20 protein-coding genes are annotated in these 18,163 nt (G+C 37.6%); 6 read left to right on the top strand and 14 right to left on the bottom strand.

Translation table 11 applies throughout. The annotated features are described in order from the left end of the window. Positions 1–72: 72 nt before the first annotated feature. The 3 genes from ACFQZ9_RS19795 to ACFQZ9_RS19785 all read right to left on the bottom strand — a co-directional run bounded on the left by ACFQZ9_RS19795 (position 73) and on the right by ACFQZ9_RS19785 (position 2,039). The gene (locus ACFQZ9_RS19795) at positions 73–921 is read right to left on the bottom strand and encodes a DegV family protein (RefSeq protein ID WP_498945024.1); all 849 of its coding nucleotides are present in this window, start codon (positions 919–921) and stop codon (positions 73–75) included. A gap of 106 nt (positions 922–1,027) precedes the next feature. Further along, positions 1,028–1,504, bottom strand: coding sequence for a glutathione peroxidase (locus ACFQZ9_RS19790; protein WP_498945023.1), 477 nt, complete (start codon positions 1,502–1,504; stop codon positions 1,028–1,030). Position 1,505: 1 nt separating this feature from the next. Beyond that, the gene (locus ACFQZ9_RS19785) at positions 1,506–2,039 is read right to left on the bottom strand and encodes a hypothetical protein (RefSeq protein ID WP_498945022.1); all 534 of its coding nucleotides are present in this window, start codon (positions 2,037–2,039) and stop codon (positions 1,506–1,508) included. 152 nt (positions 2,040–2,191) lie between these two features. On the opposite strand from ACFQZ9_RS19785, the gene metA reads away from it, so the two are divergent. Beyond that, positions 2,192–3,100: a homoserine O-succinyltransferase gene (gene metA / locus ACFQZ9_RS19780; protein WP_498945021.1), complete on the top strand. Its 909-nt coding sequence runs from the start codon at positions 2,192–2,194 to the stop codon at positions 3,098–3,100. A 37-nt stretch (positions 3,101–3,137) separates the two neighbouring features. Here metA and ACFQZ9_RS19775 read toward each other — a convergent pair whose 3' ends face one another. Continuing rightward, positions 3,138–3,809 carry a class I SAM-dependent methyltransferase gene (locus ACFQZ9_RS19775; protein ID WP_498945191.1) on the bottom strand — a complete coding sequence of 224 codons (672 nt, stop codon included), beginning with the start codon at positions 3,807–3,809 and terminating at the stop codon, positions 3,138–3,140. A gap of 118 nt (positions 3,810–3,927) precedes the next feature. Between ACFQZ9_RS19775 and ACFQZ9_RS19770 the strand changes: the two genes are divergently transcribed. Then, the gene (locus tag ACFQZ9_RS19770) at positions 3,928–4,140 is read left to right on the top strand and encodes a DUF3892 domain-containing protein (protein ID WP_498945020.1); all 213 of its coding nucleotides are present in this window, start codon (positions 3,928–3,930) and stop codon (positions 4,138–4,140) included. Between the two features lie 45 nt (positions 4,141–4,185). On the opposite strand, the gene mntR is transcribed toward ACFQZ9_RS19770, so the two are convergent. From mntR to ACFQZ9_RS19755, 3 genes are all read right to left on the bottom strand, one after another. Beyond that, positions 4,186–4,614, bottom strand: coding sequence for a transcriptional regulator MntR (mntR, locus tag ACFQZ9_RS19765; protein WP_198308959.1), 429 nt, complete (start codon positions 4,612–4,614; stop codon positions 4,186–4,188). Positions 4,615–4,695: 81 nt separating this feature from the next. Then, positions 4,696–6,861 carry a DNA topoisomerase III gene (locus ACFQZ9_RS19760; protein ID WP_498945019.1) on the bottom strand — a complete coding sequence of 722 codons (2,166 nt, stop codon included), beginning with the start codon at positions 6,859–6,861 and terminating at the stop codon, positions 4,696–4,698. A gap of 134 nt (positions 6,862–6,995) precedes the next feature. Then, positions 6,996–7,283, bottom strand: a complete 288-nt coding sequence (locus ACFQZ9_RS19755) for a hypothetical protein (protein WP_198308961.1) — start codon at positions 7,281–7,283, stop codon at positions 6,996–6,998. A 263-nt stretch (positions 7,284–7,546) separates the two neighbouring features. Between ACFQZ9_RS19755 and cspD the strand changes: the two genes are divergently transcribed. Then, positions 7,547–7,747: a cold-shock protein CspD gene (cspD, locus tag ACFQZ9_RS19750; protein ID WP_026563856.1), complete on the top strand. Its 201-nt coding sequence runs from the start codon at positions 7,547–7,549 to the stop codon at positions 7,745–7,747. 50 nt (positions 7,748–7,797) lie between these two features. Here the strand turns inward: cspD and ACFQZ9_RS19745 are convergent, their stop codons facing one another. Together ACFQZ9_RS19745 and ACFQZ9_RS19740 are read right to left on the bottom strand one after the other, a co-directional pair. Further along, the gene (locus ACFQZ9_RS19745; RefSeq protein ID WP_498945018.1) at positions 7,798–7,983 is read right to left on the bottom strand and encodes a zinc-finger domain-containing protein; all 186 of its coding nucleotides are present in this window, start codon (positions 7,981–7,983) and stop codon (positions 7,798–7,800) included. A 20-nt stretch (positions 7,984–8,003) separates the two neighbouring features. After that, positions 8,004–8,660 (bottom strand): ribonuclease H family protein, encoded by a 657-nt coding sequence (locus ACFQZ9_RS19740; RefSeq protein ID WP_498945017.1) that lies wholly within the window; start codon positions 8,658–8,660, stop codon positions 8,004–8,006. Positions 8,661–8,859: 199 nt separating this feature from the next. Between ACFQZ9_RS19740 and ACFQZ9_RS19735 the strand changes: the two genes are divergently transcribed. Together ACFQZ9_RS19735 and ACFQZ9_RS19730 are read left to right on the top strand one after the other, a co-directional pair. Next, positions 8,860–9,267 carry a reverse transcriptase-like protein gene (locus ACFQZ9_RS19735; protein WP_198308964.1) on the top strand — a complete coding sequence of 136 codons (408 nt, stop codon included), beginning with the start codon at positions 8,860–8,862 and terminating at the stop codon, positions 9,265–9,267. A 5-nt stretch (positions 9,268–9,272) separates the two neighbouring features. Beyond that, positions 9,273–10,193, top strand: coding sequence for a DMT family transporter (locus ACFQZ9_RS19730; RefSeq protein WP_498945016.1), 921 nt, complete (start codon positions 9,273–9,275; stop codon positions 10,191–10,193). Positions 10,194–10,230: 37 nt separating this feature from the next. Here the strand turns inward: ACFQZ9_RS19730 and ACFQZ9_RS19725 are convergent, their stop codons facing one another. Together ACFQZ9_RS19725 and ACFQZ9_RS19720 are read right to left on the bottom strand one after the other, a co-directional pair. Beyond that, the gene (locus tag ACFQZ9_RS19725) at positions 10,231–10,518 is read right to left on the bottom strand and encodes a DUF6123 family protein (RefSeq protein WP_498945015.1); all 288 of its coding nucleotides are present in this window, start codon (positions 10,516–10,518) and stop codon (positions 10,231–10,233) included. Between the two features lie 17 nt (positions 10,519–10,535). Next, positions 10,536–11,027 carry a divergent PAP2 family protein gene (locus ACFQZ9_RS19720; protein ID WP_498945014.1) on the bottom strand — a complete coding sequence of 164 codons (492 nt, stop codon included), beginning with the start codon at positions 11,025–11,027 and terminating at the stop codon, positions 10,536–10,538. Positions 11,028–11,110: 83 nt separating this feature from the next. Here ACFQZ9_RS19720 and sspL point away from each other — a divergent pair, with 83 nt between their 5' ends. Further along, the gene (gene sspL / locus ACFQZ9_RS19715; protein WP_026573211.1) at positions 11,111–11,251 is read left to right on the top strand and encodes a small, acid-soluble spore protein L; all 141 of its coding nucleotides are present in this window, start codon (positions 11,111–11,113) and stop codon (positions 11,249–11,251) included. Between the two features lie 33 nt (positions 11,252–11,284). Here sspL and ACFQZ9_RS19710 read toward each other — a convergent pair whose 3' ends face one another. The 3 genes from ACFQZ9_RS19710 to ACFQZ9_RS19700 all read right to left on the bottom strand — a co-directional run bounded on the left by ACFQZ9_RS19710 (position 11,285) and on the right by ACFQZ9_RS19700 (position 16,762). Then, positions 11,285–12,178, bottom strand: a complete 894-nt coding sequence (locus ACFQZ9_RS19710) for a 5'-3' exonuclease (protein WP_198308968.1) — start codon at positions 12,176–12,178, stop codon at positions 11,285–11,287. Positions 12,179–12,251: 73 nt separating this feature from the next. Beyond that, complete coding sequence (locus ACFQZ9_RS19705; protein WP_498945013.1) at positions 12,252–13,079, bottom strand: sulfurtransferase; 828 nt, start codon at positions 13,077–13,079, stop codon at positions 12,252–12,254. A 26-nt stretch (positions 13,080–13,105) separates the two neighbouring features. After that, positions 13,106–16,762, bottom strand: a complete 3,657-nt coding sequence (locus tag ACFQZ9_RS19700) for a dynamin family protein (protein WP_498945012.1) — start codon at positions 16,760–16,762, stop codon at positions 13,106–13,108. Positions 16,763–18,163 lie beyond the last annotated feature (1,401 nt).

The following is an 18,163-nucleotide window of genomic DNA, read 5'->3' as shown; positions in this document are numbered from 1 at the left end:
GTTGAAAAACTTTGGATGAAACTTTCCTAATTGAAAAAATAAAATCCGCAGGGATTCTGCGGATTCAACCAACTATTCCATTCCGTTAAACCAGCTAATTCCTAGGGTGTTCTCGCCCGCGTGAACGCCGATTACTGCTCCCAGTGGACAGAGGAGAATCGTAAGTTCCGGGAATTGTCTGCTTAACTCCTTCTTCCATTTTTCTGCCTGATCCTCATGCAATCCATACAAAATATAAACTTCCTTCATCTGATATTTTTCATAGGAGTGCAGCAAATAGTCGACAATCCTGTCTTTTGCTTTTTTCTCGCTTCGGACCTTTTCCCTAACGGTTAAAGCACCGTCCTCAATTGAAATAATAGGTTTCACATTCAACATACTGCCAAGGAAAAATTGCAGTCCTGTCATCCTGCCGCCGCGATGGAGCTGCTCAAGGCTGCCGACCAAGACATAGGCTTCATTTGTTTCCCTAATCGTTTCCAGCCTGTTCACGACATAGTCTAAGGTTTTTCCTTCCCAGAGCCATCCCATCCCCTTTTTAATCAAGGCTGCTAGTGGATAGGTTAGAATTTTTGAATCAATCGTCGTGACAGGAATTGCCACTAGATTACTCGCTTGAATACTTGAAGAAACTGTGCCGCTTAATTTTCCGGAGATGAGTACCGTAATGACCTGATCATACTCTTTCTCTAATCGCTCATACATCGTTTTAAAGGCTCCCACAGAGGGCTGCGAAGTTTTTGGCGGTGTCTTTAATGTTTTTAATTTTTCAAAAAGCTGTCCTGCCGTTAAATCAATCCCATCTAAATATTCCTCGCCATCGAGAACAATCGAAAGCGGGACCGTATATAAATCCGGATGTTTTTTTAGTTCATCATCTAAAAATGCTGTGCTGTCGGTCACCCAAGCCGTTTTGACCAAAAATGATCACTCCTTATCCCAATAATCTATAGCTTTAGGAATATCATTACTTTAATGGTAACCTCTAACAATTGTATTGTAAATATTTAAAATTTTCAAAAATTACCTATAATAGACCTTCAATATCTTTAACAATCTCAAACGGTTTTGTACTTGGAGCATAACGTTTATGGACATTCCCAGTTTGATCCACTAAAAATTTGGTGAAGTTCCATTTTATTGCTTTAGATCCCATGACCCCGGGAGCTTGTGAAGCTAAATAATTGAATAACGGATGTGCCTGACTGCCATTTACATCCACTTTTGCAAACATCGGAAAAGTAACACCATAATTTAATTCACAAAATGATTTGATTTCCTCTTCATTGGCAGGTTCCTGGTTCATAAATTGATTGCAGGGAAAACCTAAAACGGCAAATCCCTTGTCCTTATACTTTTCATAGATTTGCTGAAGCTCATTAAATTGCGGGGTAAATCCACACTTACTTGCCGTATTGACAACCAATAGTACTTTCCCTCTAAATTGCTCAAGTGAAACGTCAGCACCATCAATAGTTTTAGCATTAAATTCATAAATTGCCATTTTATTTCCCCCTATAAATGATCATTTCAAGCCTCTTTAACGATGAAATTACATATTCAATCATCTCAACCAAATCATCTAATTGTTCTTCCCGTACCATCCGATCAAATTCAACCGTAACGGTATGCAGCCCTTCTATTTCCTTGTGAAGTGGATTCATTTGTACCCTTTGCGTAATTTTTCTCGAAGGTCCCCATATATCTGAAAATAGTTTCTCAATTTCATTATGATCTACATTGGGACTCTCGTAACAGAATTCAAGTTTCAGGGAACAGCCCGCCATTTTTTCTGACCCGACTACTGGAATAAGTTCTGCTGCTAAATTTACCATACTAGATTCTAGTGCAATTTTAACCGAAGTACTCTTCCCAGAAGATTCATCCATTTTAAAAGAAATATCAAAATTCCGTGACATTTTTGCCATATTAATGATATCGTTGCGATCGGTAATCACGATTTCGCCGCCCAGGTCTAAGTCATAAATAGCACCCTCGATGACAACTTTCATGTTATCGAAAGCAGTTGGATCAAACATAGATTTCACCCGCTTCTAATTTATTACTTTTATTGTATCAAAAATTATTTTCTTTTCTGTAAGAGAGATAATGTTTATAATGTTATTGACCAAATATTAAAAATTTATATTTAAATAAGACATGATTTTGTTTAACAGAAGGAGATGGTCACTTGCCTATTAATATTCCAAGGCTTTTACCCGCACGGGAAATACTCGAACAAGAAAATATTTTTATCATGGATGATGAACGTGCAATCAGCCAGGACATTCGTCCGTTAAATATTTTAATTTTAAATTTAATGCCCATAAAGGAAAGAGCAGAAACACAGCTATTAAGATTATTAGGAAATTCACCGCTGCAGGTGAATGTGAAATTTTTAAAAACACGTTCCTATGAATCTACCCATACAAGTAGACAGCATCTTGAACAATTCTATACCACCTTTCCCGAAGTTAAGCCGCAGAAGTTTGATGGGATGATTATTACCGGTGCTCCAGTCGAACTTTTAGAGTTCGAGCAGGTAAAGTATTGGCAGGAGTTAACAGAGATAATGGACTGGTCAAAAACCAATGTGACTTCGACGTTACATATTTGCTGGGGAGCACAAGCTGCGCTTTACTACCACTTCAATATTGGTAAATTTGAGTTGCCGCGTAAATGTTCTGGTATCTATTCACACCAGGTTTTTGATGCAAATGATATCTTATTGCGCGGATTTGATGATGTTTTCTACGCACCGCATTCAAGATATACAGATGTATCCATTGAAGAGATAAAAGATCATCCTGAATTAAAGCTGTTAGCCGCATCAGAAAAAGCTGGGCCATTATTAATATCCTCGCGCGACAGAAAACATGTAATGATCACAGGTCACTTAGAATATGAATCTGAATCATTGGCAGAAGAATATATGAGAGATGTTAATAAAGGGCTGGATATCCATATTCCAGAAAATTATTTTCCAAATAATGACCCAAGCAACCCACCGGTAAACCGCTGGCGCTCACATGGACATTTATTCTTTTCAAACTGGCTGAATTACTACGTCTACCAAGAAACACCATTTTTATGGGATTAAACAAAGCATCGGTTCGAAGTGAACCGATGCTTTAGTTTTATTTTATCTTGAACATAAATACCCACATAAAGGACAAGGACTGCCGCAACTCTAGTGGAAGATTTTCAACAGGCAGTTTTTCTGCCTCACGCTTGTACACTCCCATATCGGCTATTTTTTTAAAGCCATTTTCCTCTGCAAGCTTTTCGAATTCCCATGGCATCATCGTATTACAAATAACCTTTTCTCCATAAAGTCTTCGAAAACTATTGATTCGAGGCATGGCAGTCGGTCCTAAAATGGCTATACAAGCGAAGCCGTCTTTTTTTACGATCCGTTTTATTTCAAAGAGAACCTTTAAGGGACTTTCTGTCCATTCTAAAGAATTAATGGCCATAACGGCATCGAGAGAATTTGACTCTAGAGGAACCTCTGAAATATCTGCCTTGATAAATTGAACGGAACTGCCCTTTGCCAGCACTGATGCCTTTTCAAGCATTTGTTCTGATAAATCGATTCCTGTTACATGATGCCCCAGTTTGGCAAGCTTAACGGAAGCATAGCCATCCCCGCAGCCTAAATCGCAGATAGCTGTCCCGGCCGGCAAATATTTTTTCAAAAACGGAATGATGTCCTTCCTGCTTCCAGTTTCCCACATCCCTCTGCTGTTGGAATGCCAGCTGTCTGCCCGATTATCCCATTGTTTTTCAGCTTCATCAACCCATTGCATTTCCACATTAAACCTCCAAAAATGAATTTATATTTATAATTCGTTCCAAATTAAAAATTCCCTTCTTGATTATTATCCCTTCGATTTAGAAAGAATAATGGAAAAAGGAGGAATAAGAATGGAGACGATTGTCGGGCTTCACCGGAATCATTTTGGCGAAATTATTAGCTTCGTTACTTCGGAAGGGAGGGTCATCTCTTACCGGAAAGCGTTAATGGAGGCTGAAAACGGCTTATTAGCTGGCATACAAACTGAAGAGGATTCTGAAGGCAATTTGACCTTAAGCTCTGGACTACAACAATCCTTTGACCACTATCCAAATTTATTTTAAAAAGCACCTGGCTTTTGAACCAGGTGCTTCTCTTTTGCAATACCGTTATTCCAATTCATTTTCATTCTGCTTTTGAATGTCTCTTAATGCATCAATTCTTGAAATGTCTTCTTCAAAAAACTGAACGAGATCACCAATCCGGTCAATCGAATCCCAGCTTAAATGATGTTCAATTCCTTCCACATCATTATAAATATTTTCGTCCTTAACACCGATAATTTTTAACATCTGCTCAAGCAGACCATGACGAAAAACCAACCGTTTTCCTATTTTCCGGCCTTTTAATGTTAGCGTAAGTCCTCTATATTTTTCATAAACCAAATATCCATCTTTATCCAGCTTTTGAACCATTTTTGTTACTGAGGAGGGATGTACTGATAACGCTTCCGCTATGTCAGAGACTCGTGCGTATGTTTTTTCTTCAATCAGTTTATAAATTTGTTCTATATAATCTTCCATACTTGGTGTTGGCATCCCGTTCCCTCCAAATAAATCATCATTAAAAGTGTACTATAGAAAAATTTGAGTGACAAGATGCTTTGTCACTTTATGGGATTATCTTTGCGGCACTTTTTCAAATAAAAATTTCACTTTTTTATCCTGGTCATCTAAATAAAGCCGAGCATTAAAGGTTTTTTCATTTTTTGTAAACCCTTCAATCATGTCCGTTTTCCCCTCAGATAGCAGTAATTTAATATTTTTTTGAGTGATATTTTTCCCAAGAATTTTTTTTGAAATCGTAAAATCACATTGATTTTTCCGATAATTATTGCAGCCATAAAAGCTTCCTTTATCGATAACCGCTCCATCACATTTTTTACATGATCCTAGTTTGGTGACGGTTTTTGTTTTTTTCTTTCCCGGCGAAAAATTGTCCCTCACGTCATCAGAAAAGCTCCAATTTTGTGATTGGTCCACACTCGTATTGATGAGATGGACAACCATTTTATTGGTCTGCTCCATAAAATGCTTTGGGGATGCAGAACCGTCTGAGATCTCTTTTAATTTCTGCTCCCATTTTGCGGTCATTTCCGGCGAGGCCAGAATTTGCTGTCCAATCGCCTCAATTAAAATTTTTGCTTTCGCCGTAGCGTAAACCAAGTTTTTGGTCACTTGAATATAAAGCCGGTCTTTTAACATCGTGATAATACCTGCCCTAGTTGCCTCGGTCCCGAGTCCTTCCGTTCTTGACAAAACTTTTTCGAGTTCTTTATCCTCGATATGCTTACCGGCCGTTTTCATTAATGTAATTAATTGGCCTTCAGTATAGCGTTTTGGAGGCTGTGTCTGACTTTCTTTTACATTTATCTTTTCTGTTATGCCCTTCTCGCCTTTTTCTAATAATGGAAGTGACGGTTCATCCTCATGTTCCTTTGGAGGCTGTAAAACCTTTCTCCACCCCTCTTCAATTTGCACCTTGCCTTTTGATTGAAAAGAGGCACGCCCATCCACCAATGTTGTTACCGTTGTATATTCAGCAATTGCCTTGTTATAATGGGCCGCAATTAAGCTCGTTACCACTAGATCATAAATTTTCCGTTCATCCGCATCCAGTCTCTCGATATTGGGAATTTGTTCTGTCGGGATGATAGCATAGTGATCTGTTACCTTCTTTTCATTCACATACCGTTTGTTATCAATTAGCGAAGAGTTTGGCAGTGGAAAGAAAGATTCATATGCTTTAATATGGCTTAATTTCCCCAGAATTTCCGGGAAAGAATTTGCCTCTTCTTTTGTGACATAGCGAGAATCTGAACGTGGATAAGATACATTCCCTTTTTGATAAAGCTTTTGCAGTACATCCAAGGTTTTTTTCGGTGAGAATTTAAAACGTTTATTTGCTTCTGCTTGAAGGGCTGATAAATTGTAGAGCAGTGGCGGATAAAATTCTTTTCTTTCAGAAACCACCTCAGCAACCTCAGCTGGTTTTCCCTTACAAAATGCAGCTACTTTTTCGGCTAAGTCCTTTGTTTTTACTCGGGTTTCTCCATCATTCTGCCATTTACCGCTATAACGTTTGCCGTTAATTAAAAAATGGGCGATTACTTCCCAAAACGGTTCGGGTTTAAAATTCTCAATTTCCAGTTCTCTTTTCACAATTAGGGCTAAGGTTGGTGTCTGGACTCTTCCAACAGAAAATACATCTGAAAAGCCTTGTTTCTGCAGGAGAAGACTATAAAGTCGGGATGCGTTCATCCCTACCACCCAATCAGCACATGCCCTTGTATAGGCTTCAAAATACAAGCTTCTGGTATCATTTTCATTTAAAAGTTTGGTAAACCCCTCTCTTATTGCGTTGGCAGTCAAGGAAGAGATCCAAAGTCTTTTCATGGGCTTTTTACATTTGGTTAAACGGAGGATATTCCGGATGATTAATTCGCCTTCCCTCCCGGCGTCCCCGGCGTGAATAATCTCATTTACTGCCGGATCGGTGATTAACTTTTTAATGACTGCAAATTGCTTTGCTTTATCTCTTGTCACTTCATATTCAAAGTGTTCAGGAATCATCGGCAGTGATTCAAGTGACCATTTTTTCCAGCCCTGTTGATACTTCTCAGGTGAAACTAATTGACATATATGACCGATTGCCCAAGTCACGTAGGCACCATTTGTAAAAATTTCATTTGGAAAGATTTCAATAAAGCCATTTTGTTTTTTATGTTTAAAAATTGAAGCAAGCGTTGAGCCCTGGTCCGGTTTTTCGGCAATAATTAATTTCATGCACATTGCTCCCTTTTTGCAAACTATCCGACATCCATTTTCCCACTTTGCCACCGCAACGTAAAGAGTAAAAAATCACTCAAAAAATAAAATCCCTTCCAGTTACCGTGGTTTCTGAAAGGGATTTACTAAAGTTATAATTTTCTCTTTAATTGAATTGTTGTATCTTGAATATACCAATGGTCTTCTTCGATAATATTGGAGACTGTCAAAATAAATGAAGGAATTCTCTCAACTTCAAAAACAATCGCTCCAATTTTCTTGGAGAACATAATAAAAGCCTCACCGTGTGAAAAATTGGATAATTGATTACCGATATGGAGGATAGACAACATAATTTCTTGTTTTTCATCTGTTTCGATTTGTAAATTCGGCGAGAATCTTAATATCCAATCCTCTCCGTCAATGGAAAATCGGAACATGCCCTCACCCTTTTTCTTCTTTATAATTATAAATATGAAGAACCTTGAATTTTATGTTTAAACACGCTAAAAGTTGTCCATTCCTATCCTTCGTCCATTTGGTTAAATAAACGCTTTCATTCCTTGACTGTCCAATTCTGATATTGTATATTTAAAGCATCATGTTACATAATGCTTGGCAAAATTTTTGCCCTATTTGACATGATAATTATTTAACTTGGCACTGAAAAAAGTGTCTTGAAAGGCTTAGGAGGAAGAAGTACATGCAAAACGGTAAAGTAAAATGGTTCAACAATGAAAAAGGTTTCGGTTTTATCGAAGTTGAAGGTGGAGACGATGTATTCGTACACTTCAGCGCTATCACTGGTGAAGGCTTCAAATCTTTAGAAGAAGGTCAAGAAGTTTCTTTTGAAATCGTTGAAGGAAACCGTGGACCACAAGCTGCTAACGTGGTAAAACTTTAATCTCAAATAATCTAAGGCTGGCCATTTGCCAGCCTTTTTTATTTTCTTAGTCAAGTTAGTTTTTTTCCAAACTCTTTGATCTGCTCCCCGACAGTACATTGTGAAATACAAAATTGATGAGCCTTCCTGCGGCCGTTGTCTTTAATTAACTGGCGATGCAGAAAACACCCTTCACAGTATTGGGCCATTAAAGATTCTACATATGTTAATACTTCTTTTCTTGCTGGACTCTTCACTTGACTCTATCCTCCCATTCTTAAAGAATTTGTGTTTTAGCGAAAATTTCTTTTCCCTCCAACGCCTGTGTGGCTAATTTATCGGCTTCTTTATTTTCATTTCTAGATATAGCTGTGTATCTCGGCTGAATTCCTAACGATTTGATTTTTTCCTCAATCCGGTCCAGCCAACGATTTAAGTTTTCTTCATAGCAAGGCCATTCTCCTTCGAGCTGCTTTAATACAACCTGAGAATCACCTTTAAATTCACATGGCAGGTGATGCACACCTAAGTCTTCTAAAATATTCAATGTATAAAAGAATGCTGCATACTCTGCTTCATTATTCGTATCCATTTGATCAATATGTTCATTGGCCCGGATTCGATATTTCTTCTTTCCCTGCCGAAAGAAAATAACGGCACCAAGACCAGCCCGGTTGGTTTCTTTGTGAAATCCTCCATCAAAATAAACCGTCACTTCATGGGGATCTTCTTCGATTTCAACAGTTAGTTTCTTCATTTCCTTTAAAGTCCAAGATGTCCCCATCTCATCATAATAGGTTAATTCTGAAACTCTTCCGGACTTATCAAGTTCCTCCCCTGTTTGAAGGGCTAATTCGCCTGAAATCCAGTCAGAGGTAAATTGGACTTTTTCATTTCCCTTAGGTTGATATTTCCACTCAATTCGATATTTCATTTTTTCCAGCCTTTCTTATACTATTTCGGTTTTAAAGCAACAACTTATACGTTCATAAATATTAATCCTTCATTTTACCTTATGTTGATATGTTCTTATCATACCCAGTTATTAATAGTTGTGATAGAAAAAACTTTTTCTCCAATATGGTCATGAATTATGATAAACTTTCATTAGCTTACAAATGGAGGAAATTGTCTTGATTGAAGTTTATATTGATGGGGCGAGTGCCGGTAATCCCGGACCAAGCGGAGCCGGCATTTTTATAAAAGGACAGGGAACTGCAGATAAATATTCGATTCCGCTTGGGATCATGTCCAACCATGAAGCAGAATACCATGCCTTTATAAAAGCATTAGAAATTTGTTTAGAAAAAGGCTATACCCATACAGTCGTATCGTTTCGAACCGATTCGGAATTAGTTAATAAAGCTGTTGAAAAGGAGTTTGCGAAAAACAAACTTTATGCTCCGTTATTAGAAAAAGCACTGCAGCTATCGAAGAAATTCGATTTATTTTTTATGAAATGGATTCCAAGCATTGAAAATAAAATCGCAGATGAACTTGCAAGGCTTGCAATCCGCAAAAATAACCTGGAGGAACAATAATCATAATGAAAAAACCGATTATTGCTGATATAAGTTTGCTGCTTGTTACTTTAGTATGGGGAACTACCTTTGTTTTAGTCCAAAATGCAATTGATTTGCTAGAACCCTTTTCCTTTAATGGCGTTCGTTTTTTAATTGCAGCCTTGTTACTTTTAATCTGTCTTATCCTTTTTGACAAAAAACAACTGAGACTGCTTAATGGTAAAATGTTATTATCGGGTGTTTTTATCGGTTTTTGGTTATTCCTTGGATATGCAACCCAAACAATCGGGCTTTTATATACCACCTCATCAAAAGCAGGATTTATTACAGGCTTAAGTGTTGTTCTGGTGCCATTATTATCGATTTTTTTAGCAAAACAGTATCCAAGCCGTAATGCCATTTTTGGTGTGTCCACTGCAACAATTGGTTTATTTTTTCTGACGATGACGGACGTAACTGGCCTCAATATTGGCGATGGTCTTGTTCTAGTCTGTGCTATAAGTTTTGCGATGCATATTATCATGACCGGCAAATTTAGCAGTAAGTATCCAAGCCTTTTATTAACCGTCATTCAAATTACAACGGTTGCCGTCCTTTCCATCATTTCTTCGTTCATTTTTGAAGATTGGAAGAGATCTTTAGACCCTGATATTTTATTATCCAATGATGTGCTAATCGCCATCATTATTACCAGTGTGTTTGCAACAGCTGCAGCATTTTTGATTCAAACAAATTTTCAGAAATATACAACTGCAACAAGAGTTGCTCTAATTTTTGCCATGGAGCCCGTTTTTGCTGCAGTAGCTGGTTATTTTTGGGCACATGACCGCTTATCCATCAGCGCATTGTTCGGCTGTATCCTTATTTTTGCGGGAATGATTATTTCTGAATTTCCTACGGATAAACTTTCTTTTCTAAGAAAAAGTAAAACCATTGAAGGCTAAAACAAAAAACTCCCTGTAAAAAGGGAGTTTTTTGTCTTTAAATAGCAAGAAGTTCTCTTTCTTTTACAAACCGAATTGCATCTTTTCTATTTTTTACTTTGTTAACCATGAGTGTTTCAAGCAAAGAAATATAAAAACTTCCATCAAAGCTCTTTTGCGCTTTTAACGTTATTTCTACTGCGGTATTGATTATTTCATCGGAAGCATTTGTATAACGTTTTCCGAAATAAATAAATCCAATCGCATCTTCGTGTAATTGGAAGCCCTTTCCTTGCAGATAATCCAAATAATCCTCCAGCGACTGCACTGACTTTCCCCTCTCCATTCTAAAAAAAATTCCCTCTAAAATCTTAACGTAAATTTCTTTGGTTTTCTATGATTTTTTGTACATAAATGGCCCGCAATTCCAATGAGTACACCTAAAAGCGCCCCTCCCACTACTTCTTCGGGCTGATGTCCTAGCATTTCTTTTAGTCTTTTCGGCGTATTTTGTTTAAATTCCAGGCTTTCTTCTTTATGAATTTTTTCTATTAAATCATTCATGGAATTAACCTTTAAAGTGAGTTCGCCTGTTTGGCGGCGGATACCCTGGGCATCATACATGACGATTAATCCATAGACAAGTGAGAGAGCAAAATCAAAGGTTGGCAGCCCTCTTTTTAATGCAATGTACGTCGTTAAAGTGGAAACCCCAGCTGAATGCGAGCTGGGCATCCCGCCTGTTTGAAAGAATAGTTCAGGACGCCATTCCTTCTTTTTAACATAGTGAATAGGAATTTTTAACCCTTGGGCTAACCCAATGCTAAATAAGGCCAAATAAACACCTTTATTCATTTCATCACCTCTTCCATTATTGTTAAGAAAGATGTGTTTTATTATTCTTGATGGAAATACTAACAAAACAGGAGGTGATCGTTTTGAGTAAAAATAAAAATTCCGACCGTGGAACAAAGGCTCCAGGGGTAACACCGCAAGGATATGGGCAAGATGCTGAATTTGCTGAGGAACCAAAGAGCAAGTTAGAAAATGCGGCAAAAAAGTCTAACACGAAAATATAAAAAATGAGGCTGATTTACTCAGCCTCATCCTTCCTAAGAAACAATTGCCTCGTCAATCGGCAGCAAACGCTGCACACCGCGAAGCTCAAGCTCGGTTAATTTATTCAATGCCTTTTCCTTTACAATCTTAAGACCAGCATCTTCAAGTGCAATGTTGACTGGAACATCACATTTAATTTCTGCTAATCGTCTTGATAAATGCAGCATCTCTAAATCTTGCTCAATTTTGGTCTTAATTGATTTTGAAAGCCCATCAAGGTTCGATATAATTCCTTCAACATGATTGTATTCTTTTAAAAGCTTGAGGGCCGTTTTTTCGCCGATACCTTTTACTCCCGGATAATTATCACTAGGATCTCCCATTAACGCTTTTAAATCAATCATTTGACGAGGTGTTATACCTTTCTCCTCAAAGAAAGTTTCAGGTGTATGAATAAGGTAGTTGCCATAGCCTTTTTTCAACAAAATAACCGAAATATTATCATCTAACAACTGAAGGATATCTTGATCCCCCGTTAAAATGGAAACATTTGCATGTCCACTTAATTGTCTAGCAATGGTACCAATACAATCATCTGCCTCAAATCCCACCATTCCAATATTAGGGATATCAAATGATTCAACTACTTCTTTTACTAAATCAAACTGAGGAATTAATTCCACTGGTGCTTCCCCACGATTGCCCTTATAATTTTCAAATAGTTCTGTACGAAATGTTTTGCTTCCCATATCCCAACAAACCGCTACATGGCTAGGTTTAAAGGAAGAAACGGCTGTAAATAAATGCTTGATGAAACCATGAATTCCATTTGTTGGAATCCCTTTTGAATTTATCATGAACTGACCGGTTACAGCCGTAGCATAAAAAGCACGGAATAACAGAGCCATACCATCAACGAGCATAAGTGAAGGTTTTTGATTTTCCAAACTAGAACCTCCTTAAAATTTAGGGTCATAAAAACAACACAAAATCCATTATAACATAGTTCGGCCCTAAATTTTACTCAATTTTGTTCTCTTCATAGGAGATCCAATCGCTAAAACTTCCTAAGTACAGCTTTACACGTGGAAAACCGGCTTTCTTTAAAGCAATAAAATTAGGAACTGCCGTTACACCTGAACCACAGTAAACGATTATCTCATTATTAGGATCAATATCTAAAAATCGCTGTTTTTGTTCAACCTCTGACTTATAAAAGCCGCTATTTAGCCCCTCAAACCACGGTTTGTTTACGGCACCCGGAATATGTCCGGCTTTTTTGTCAATTGGTTCTTCAATTCCTAAATATCTTTTCTCTTCTCGCGAATCAATTAAAATGATATTGTCAGGCCGATTTTGGACTACAGTTTTTACCTCTTCCACTGAAGCCAGCCATTCAGACTTAATGGATGGGATGAAAGTTCCTTTGGCAAATGAAGGGACTTCGTCTGTGAGAGGGTAGTTGGTCTCGAGCCATCCTTTAAACCCGCCTTCAAGAACATATACATTTTCATGTCCGAGGTATTGCAGCATCCACCAAAAGCGGGCAGCAAATGCACCTTCTCCCTGGTCGTATGCGACAACAATCGTGTTTTGATTAATTCCCGCTTTTTCCAGTTTACCGACGAATTCGGAAATTTCCGGCATTGGATGCCGTCCGCCATGATGAGAAACAGGACTTGATAAGTCTCTTTCAAGATGAAAATAAACAGCCCCGGGGAGATGATTGATCTGATAATCAAGACTGCCTTTATCAGGTTCCGCTAAAGAAAACCGGCAATCAATAATGCGAACATCTGAATTGTTTAAATTTTCTAGCAACCATTCCTTGTCCTTACCAAAGTTCAAAATAATCTCTCCCCTTAAATAAATTATTATTCACCAAGCTTTTGCTGTACATCCATTAACACTTCAAGCGAGACTCCGCCTTCTAATGCGGAAAGAAGGCTCAAATAAAATTCATTTGATTGCTCTTCTACATGGCCTAACAGCTTGTTAAATTCAGCCATTAATACATTTGCATAATAATGATTAATACGGGTTAATTCATCGTTTAAATATTCGTCTGCAGGTATAGTTAATACATTCATTAACTCATCCAACATTAATTTTTTGTCGTCTTTTTCAAAGAATGATCTTGGATTTTTAAAATAAGACATAGCCTTAACAAAGCTTTGTTTATTCATGTCTTTAAAGGCATTTTGAAATTCCAGTTCAATTCCCTGCTCTAATTCAAACCTGGAGAATGACAGGTCTTCATTTAGATCAATCAAGCTTCTCACAAAACTGATCTCAAAATCAGCCATAATCTTTTCAGCAAAACGGTCTAAGCGCACCGTGGTTGCTCTCATTTCCTGAGCAAAATCAAACCCTAAGCTATCAAGGAATTCATCGAGGGCTGCCTGCAATGCTTTTTTCAAATTACGGCCATCATCCCGTAATGTGGAAGGATTAAAGGCTTCTTTAAAGAAATCACTAAAACGAAGAAATACCCGCTGCTTTATATAATAGATTAATTCCTCTGCTTCTTGGCGCATACGATTTTGCAAACCTTCAACGGATTGCCTGTTAAGTAATTCTTTGATTCTCGTCTTTTGATTTTCAATTGCTGAACGCTTCTGTTCTTTTACGGATTGATCCTCTTTTGCGCTTTGAATCAGCTTGTGAACCAATTCATGAACACGGCTAAGTTCGTTTTCAGCTGAAGCAATTGCCATTTGTGTAAGGTCATTGGAAATAAATTGATAGAATGACCTTTCAAAATCAACCATATTGGAAGCAGGAGTAGCAGAAGGTTCTTGTTTTTCCTTAATCGCTAATAGACTAGATAACGGATGAAGATGCGGATTTCTGATCCCATATTTTCCAAGTTGATCTTGTACATATTCTACTACTGTATTTTTCTCTTCCTCATTCTCGGCCAAGTCAATAGCATTAATGATAAAGAACATTTTATCAAGCTGGAACGAGTCCTTTACCCGGCCCAATTGAATTAAAAATTCACGGTCTGCCTTTGAAAAAGCGTGATTATAATACGTTACAAAAAGAATCGCATCGGAGTTTTTAATATAATCAAAGGCAACCCCGGTATGCCGTGCATTGATGGAATCTGCTCCAGGAGTATCCACAAGGGTAATTCCCTTTCTGGTTAGCTCACAATCATAGAACAATTCAATCCATTCAACATAACAGGATTTCTCCTCTTTTGCGACAAAGTCGGTAAATTCGCTTAAATCCGTTTCTAAGACTGTGCCTAGGAGACTATTGAATGAATCATACCCTTTCTTAAAGGCTTTCAAAAAAGCAAAATGGGTTTTCTCCATTACTCCGTCTTGCTTATTTTGTAGAAGAACTTTATCAATTTCTCCACAGGCCTCTGCTAAATTTCCAATCTGTAAATCAAATACCTTTAAGGAACGATTTACATCTTCAAGCATTGCTTCAGGTTCTTTAAATTTCACTAGAACCATTCCATGCGGATTTGATTCAGACACAGGCTTTATTTTATTAATGGCCGCAGTGGTTGGGTTCGGTGAAACAGGAAGAACCTTTTCCCCCATTAAAGCATTGGCAAAAGAGGATTTCCCCGCACTGAAGGCACCAAATAAGGCAACCGTGAATCCCTTGTTCTCCAAGCGCGACGCCTTTTCTTCCAATTCCCTTGCAAGCTTTTTAAAACCTGGAAGATCATGAATAAGGCTGGAATTTTTCCGAAGTCTCTCCACCATTTTCTTTAGCTGGTTTGTTTCTTGTAGAGATTCTTTTGGCGCCTCAGGTACAGTATTTAATTGCTTGTTTTCTATAACTTTGCTTTCACTTTCTGCCTGTTTAATTTTCGTCACACCACTTTGAACCACTTCATATTCTTCATCCTCATGATCAAATAAATGGAATGTGTCCAATCTCGCTTGATCCGAAAGGGTAATGATTTCATCGACTTTTTTGGCTTTTAATTTTAATTCCTGTTGATATTTCCCGATTTCTTCAATTGCCTGGACATACGGCTCAATGCGATTGTATTCCTGTAGATACTGATGTTTCACTTTGTCGTTTCTTTCCAATAAAGCATGCAAAAATTCAGCTTTTAATTCTTCTACACGTTCTCTCGCTAATTTTTTTATTTTAGAGGCTACCTCTTCTGTGTAATTTAAGACATATTCACCTGATAAACGCGCACCAGGCTTAACTGAAGATTTTAACAAATCGACAGGAAAATCGATCTTCAGAGCCTGAGCAGAAGCGGTTAAATCGGGTTGATCAATTTCGTGTTCTTTAAGAAATTTCAATAAAAATTCACGGAGGTGCCACTCAAGCTGTTCTTTTGATTTTTCCAGCATGTCCTGGTAAAAACGCTCAAGTCTCGACTCTCGTTCCTCCTGTGTTTTTTGTTTTGAAAACAAGAATCCAACTTTAAATTCAGATTGGCTTGATTCTAAATAGGCCTCTGCCAAAGATCTTGTTTGAAATGGCATTAGATAAGCATTCTTAATAATTTCAGTTAAATCTTCATCAAATTTCTTTTCCGATTGTTCTAGACTACCTGCCGCACTGCCCATTTTCGATTGTAACAGCTGATGAAGCTCAAGCAGTTCCTCTCTTTCAGCTTCCGATAACTCATTGAATTTTTCTAAAATGGATGAAAGTTTTTCTTCCTCCCCTTTTTTAGCTTGGTTCAAATGGTCTTGGGCAATTTTTCTTAAAGAATGAAAAATAGATGGAAGCAATGCTTCATCTTTCGCAGCTAATTTTTTCGCAATAAATTGTTTTAATTCGGCAAATTCATTGAAGCGGTGACTTTGGTTTTTTAATGATGTATAAAAAATCCGTTTCGGACGTACTCCCCAGGTTGCAAAAGAATCAATAACACTTTTCTGGAAGTCAGCAAAGCTAAGTTCATCATCATTATGTTTATCAATTTGATTGATAACTAGATATACTTCTTTCCCCGCCTCTGCCAGCTCTTTGGTGAATAAGAAATTTAGTTCAGCTTGAACATGATTGTAGTCCATTACATAAAAAATCAAGTCAGCTAAATGCAGTGCGGATTCTGTTGCGATTCGATGGGCATCATCGGCAGAGTCAATTCCCGGTGTATCCATAATCACCGTATTTGCCGGCAAATTCGATTCGCTGTGGCTGATTTCGATTTCCTCGATTTGATCTCCATCTTTGCAATAATTTTTCACCAAATCATAATCATATGGTGCTAAGTAAATCCGTGGTTTCTCATTTTTGAAAAAAACCTTTGCGTATTCTTCGCCTGTTTTCACTTTTACAAGATTGGCACTGGTTGGAATCGGACTAGATGGCAGTAAATTCTCTCCGATAACCTTATTAATCATGGTCGACTTACCTGCTGAAAAATGGCCGCAAAATGCGACAACAAATTCCTGATGTTCCATTTTCTTAGCTAATTCCTTTAGCTTTCCGGCATTTTCAGCGTCTTTTTCGTTTAGCAAATAATCATAAATTCCAATTAATTTATTTCTTAATGATTGAGCAGTTTCCTGTTGTTTGGTTGTTTGAACCATGAATCCTAATCCCCTTAACTACATAGTAATAGTATTATTTTATACGATTATTCACACTTTTCCTATCTTGACAATCGATTATCTTAGAAAAAAGTAAAAAGCCAAAGAGTTCGCATCGGCTTTAGGCTGTCAGAAAAACTTTCGATATCCTTTTATTTCATCATTTTCTATTATCCATTCACCTCGTTAATTTATTATAAAAAGGTTAAGTTGTTCAATAGGTCTGTTGATCTCCGCTCCAGGCACTTCGCTTTCCGCGGGCGTGCCGGGGAGCCTCCTCGTCGCTTCGCTCCAATCAACAGGTGTATATAAAAATTCTACAACTCTCAATAAATTAATAAAAAGAAGTGGTAAATTTATTTTTTTAGCCAAAAATGTTTAGCTAAAGGTTTTTTTATTGTGAATAAGTTCCGGAAAACCACCCTCTTCGCCTTACAGACAAATATATAGTTTTCTCCTTCCATCTGGGTAAAATTACCGTTTTAAATGAGGATAATGATGCCAATTTGATCCCCATATTCATTTTAAACGTTGTTATAGGGTTCTTTTTTATATTCGTTCTGAAAGGCAACTTGAAAGAGCAATTAATATGAACATTGTCTACTTGTTGGTTTTTTGGCTTAAAATTCCACGATCGGCTCCATATCATTCAACGATTCGTTGGAAATCGTCAACACTGTTTTAAAGATACTGATATATTTCAAGAAATTTTCGATGAAGTTGTTCTCCAAGCAACGAATCACAAATGGTTGGAGGGCCAGTTTAATTTACGGATTCCACTCATTTAAAGGCAAACGCCAATAAACAAAAGTTTACAAAAGAATAGGTGGAAGTAGAGACTCGCGAATATTTTTGAGGAATTGAAGAGGATAGAATAAAAACTGGAAAAAATCCGTTAAGAAGAAAGAGAGAAAGTAAAAAAGACTAAAGAAATTCGGGTTAATACAACAGACCTTGAAATGTTCATAATACTGTTCCTTATTGAAAAATAAAGTGGGAGGAGTACTAGGAAAAAGCTCCCTGTTGATTGGAGCGGAAGGTGCGAAGACTCCTGCGGGAGTACGGGGCAGGGGAGACCCCGCAGGCGCCAAAGCGCCGAGGAGGCTCCCCGGCACGCCCGCGGAAAGCGAAGCACCTGGAGCGGAAATCAACAGGCCCATTAGCATGGACAATCTTTAAATAAACATCGGTATTTTAGATTGAGACATAATAAAAAATTGCCGAGAAAAAACTTTTCTCGACAATTTGAGCCCAGGAGATTTCCTTGGCTTTTTAAGGTGTTAATTAATGTGTTACATTTTTTAAAACGTGCTTCATGACAAATGCATAAATAATAACTGTACCGCCCACAAAAGCAAAAGTCATCATAACACCTTCCTTCTCCGTACTTGTTGAGAATGA

Origin of the sequence: Neobacillus sp. GCM10027624, assembly GCF_042675345.1 — a bacterium.
Classification (GTDB): domain Bacteria; phylum Bacillota; class Bacilli; order Bacillales; family Cytobacillaceae; genus Neobacillus; species Neobacillus cucumis_D.
This window is presented reverse-complemented; position numbering and strand designations above follow the sequence as displayed.

What these genes read in the sequence shown, in the direction of transcription:
- ACFQZ9_RS19755 (WP_198308961.1), bottom strand. Translation starts at nt 7,283, where the DNA reads ATGTTCCGATTTTCCATTGACGGAGAGGATTGGATATTAAGATTCTCG.
- ACFQZ9_RS19700 (WP_498945012.1), bottom strand. Translation starts at nt 16,762, where the DNA reads ATGGTTCAAACAACCAAACAACAGGAAACTGCTCAATCATTAAGAAAT.
- ACFQZ9_RS19785 (WP_498945022.1), bottom strand. Translation starts at nt 2,039, where the DNA reads ATGTTTGATCCAACTGCTTTCGATAACATGAAAGTTGTCATCGAGGGT.
- ACFQZ9_RS19720 (WP_498945014.1), bottom strand. Translation starts at nt 11,027, where the DNA reads ATGAATAAAGGTGTTTATTTGGCCTTATTTAGCATTGGGTTAGCCCAA.
- ACFQZ9_RS19725 (WP_498945015.1), bottom strand. Translation starts at nt 10,518, where the DNA reads ATGGAGAGGGGAAAGTCAGTGCAGTCGCTGGAGGATTATTTGGATTAT.
- cspD (WP_026563856.1), top strand. Translation starts at nt 7,547, where the DNA reads ATGCAAAACGGTAAAGTAAAATGGTTCAACAATGAAAAAGGTTTCGGT.
- ACFQZ9_RS19760 (WP_498945019.1), bottom strand. Translation starts at nt 6,861, where the DNA reads ATGAAATTAATTATTGCCGAAAAACCGGACCAGGGCTCAACGCTTGCT.
- ACFQZ9_RS19775 (WP_498945191.1), bottom strand. Translation starts at nt 3,809, where the DNA reads ATGCAATGGGTTGATGAAGCTGAAAAACAATGGGATAATCGGGCAGAC.
- ACFQZ9_RS19740 (WP_498945017.1), bottom strand. Translation starts at nt 8,660, where the DNA reads ATGAAATATCGAATTGAGTGGAAATATCAACCTAAGGGAAATGAAAAA.
- mntR (WP_198308959.1), bottom strand. Translation starts at nt 4,614, where the DNA reads ATGCCAACACCAAGTATGGAAGATTATATAGAACAAATTTATAAACTG.
- ACFQZ9_RS19770 (WP_498945020.1), top strand. Translation starts at nt 3,928, where the DNA reads ATGGAGACGATTGTCGGGCTTCACCGGAATCATTTTGGCGAAATTATT.
- ACFQZ9_RS19730 (WP_498945016.1), top strand. Translation starts at nt 9,273, where the DNA reads ATGAAAAAACCGATTATTGCTGATATAAGTTTGCTGCTTGTTACTTTA.
- ACFQZ9_RS19790 (WP_498945023.1), bottom strand. Translation starts at nt 1,504, where the DNA reads ATGGCAATTTATGAATTTAATGCTAAAACTATTGATGGTGCTGACGTT.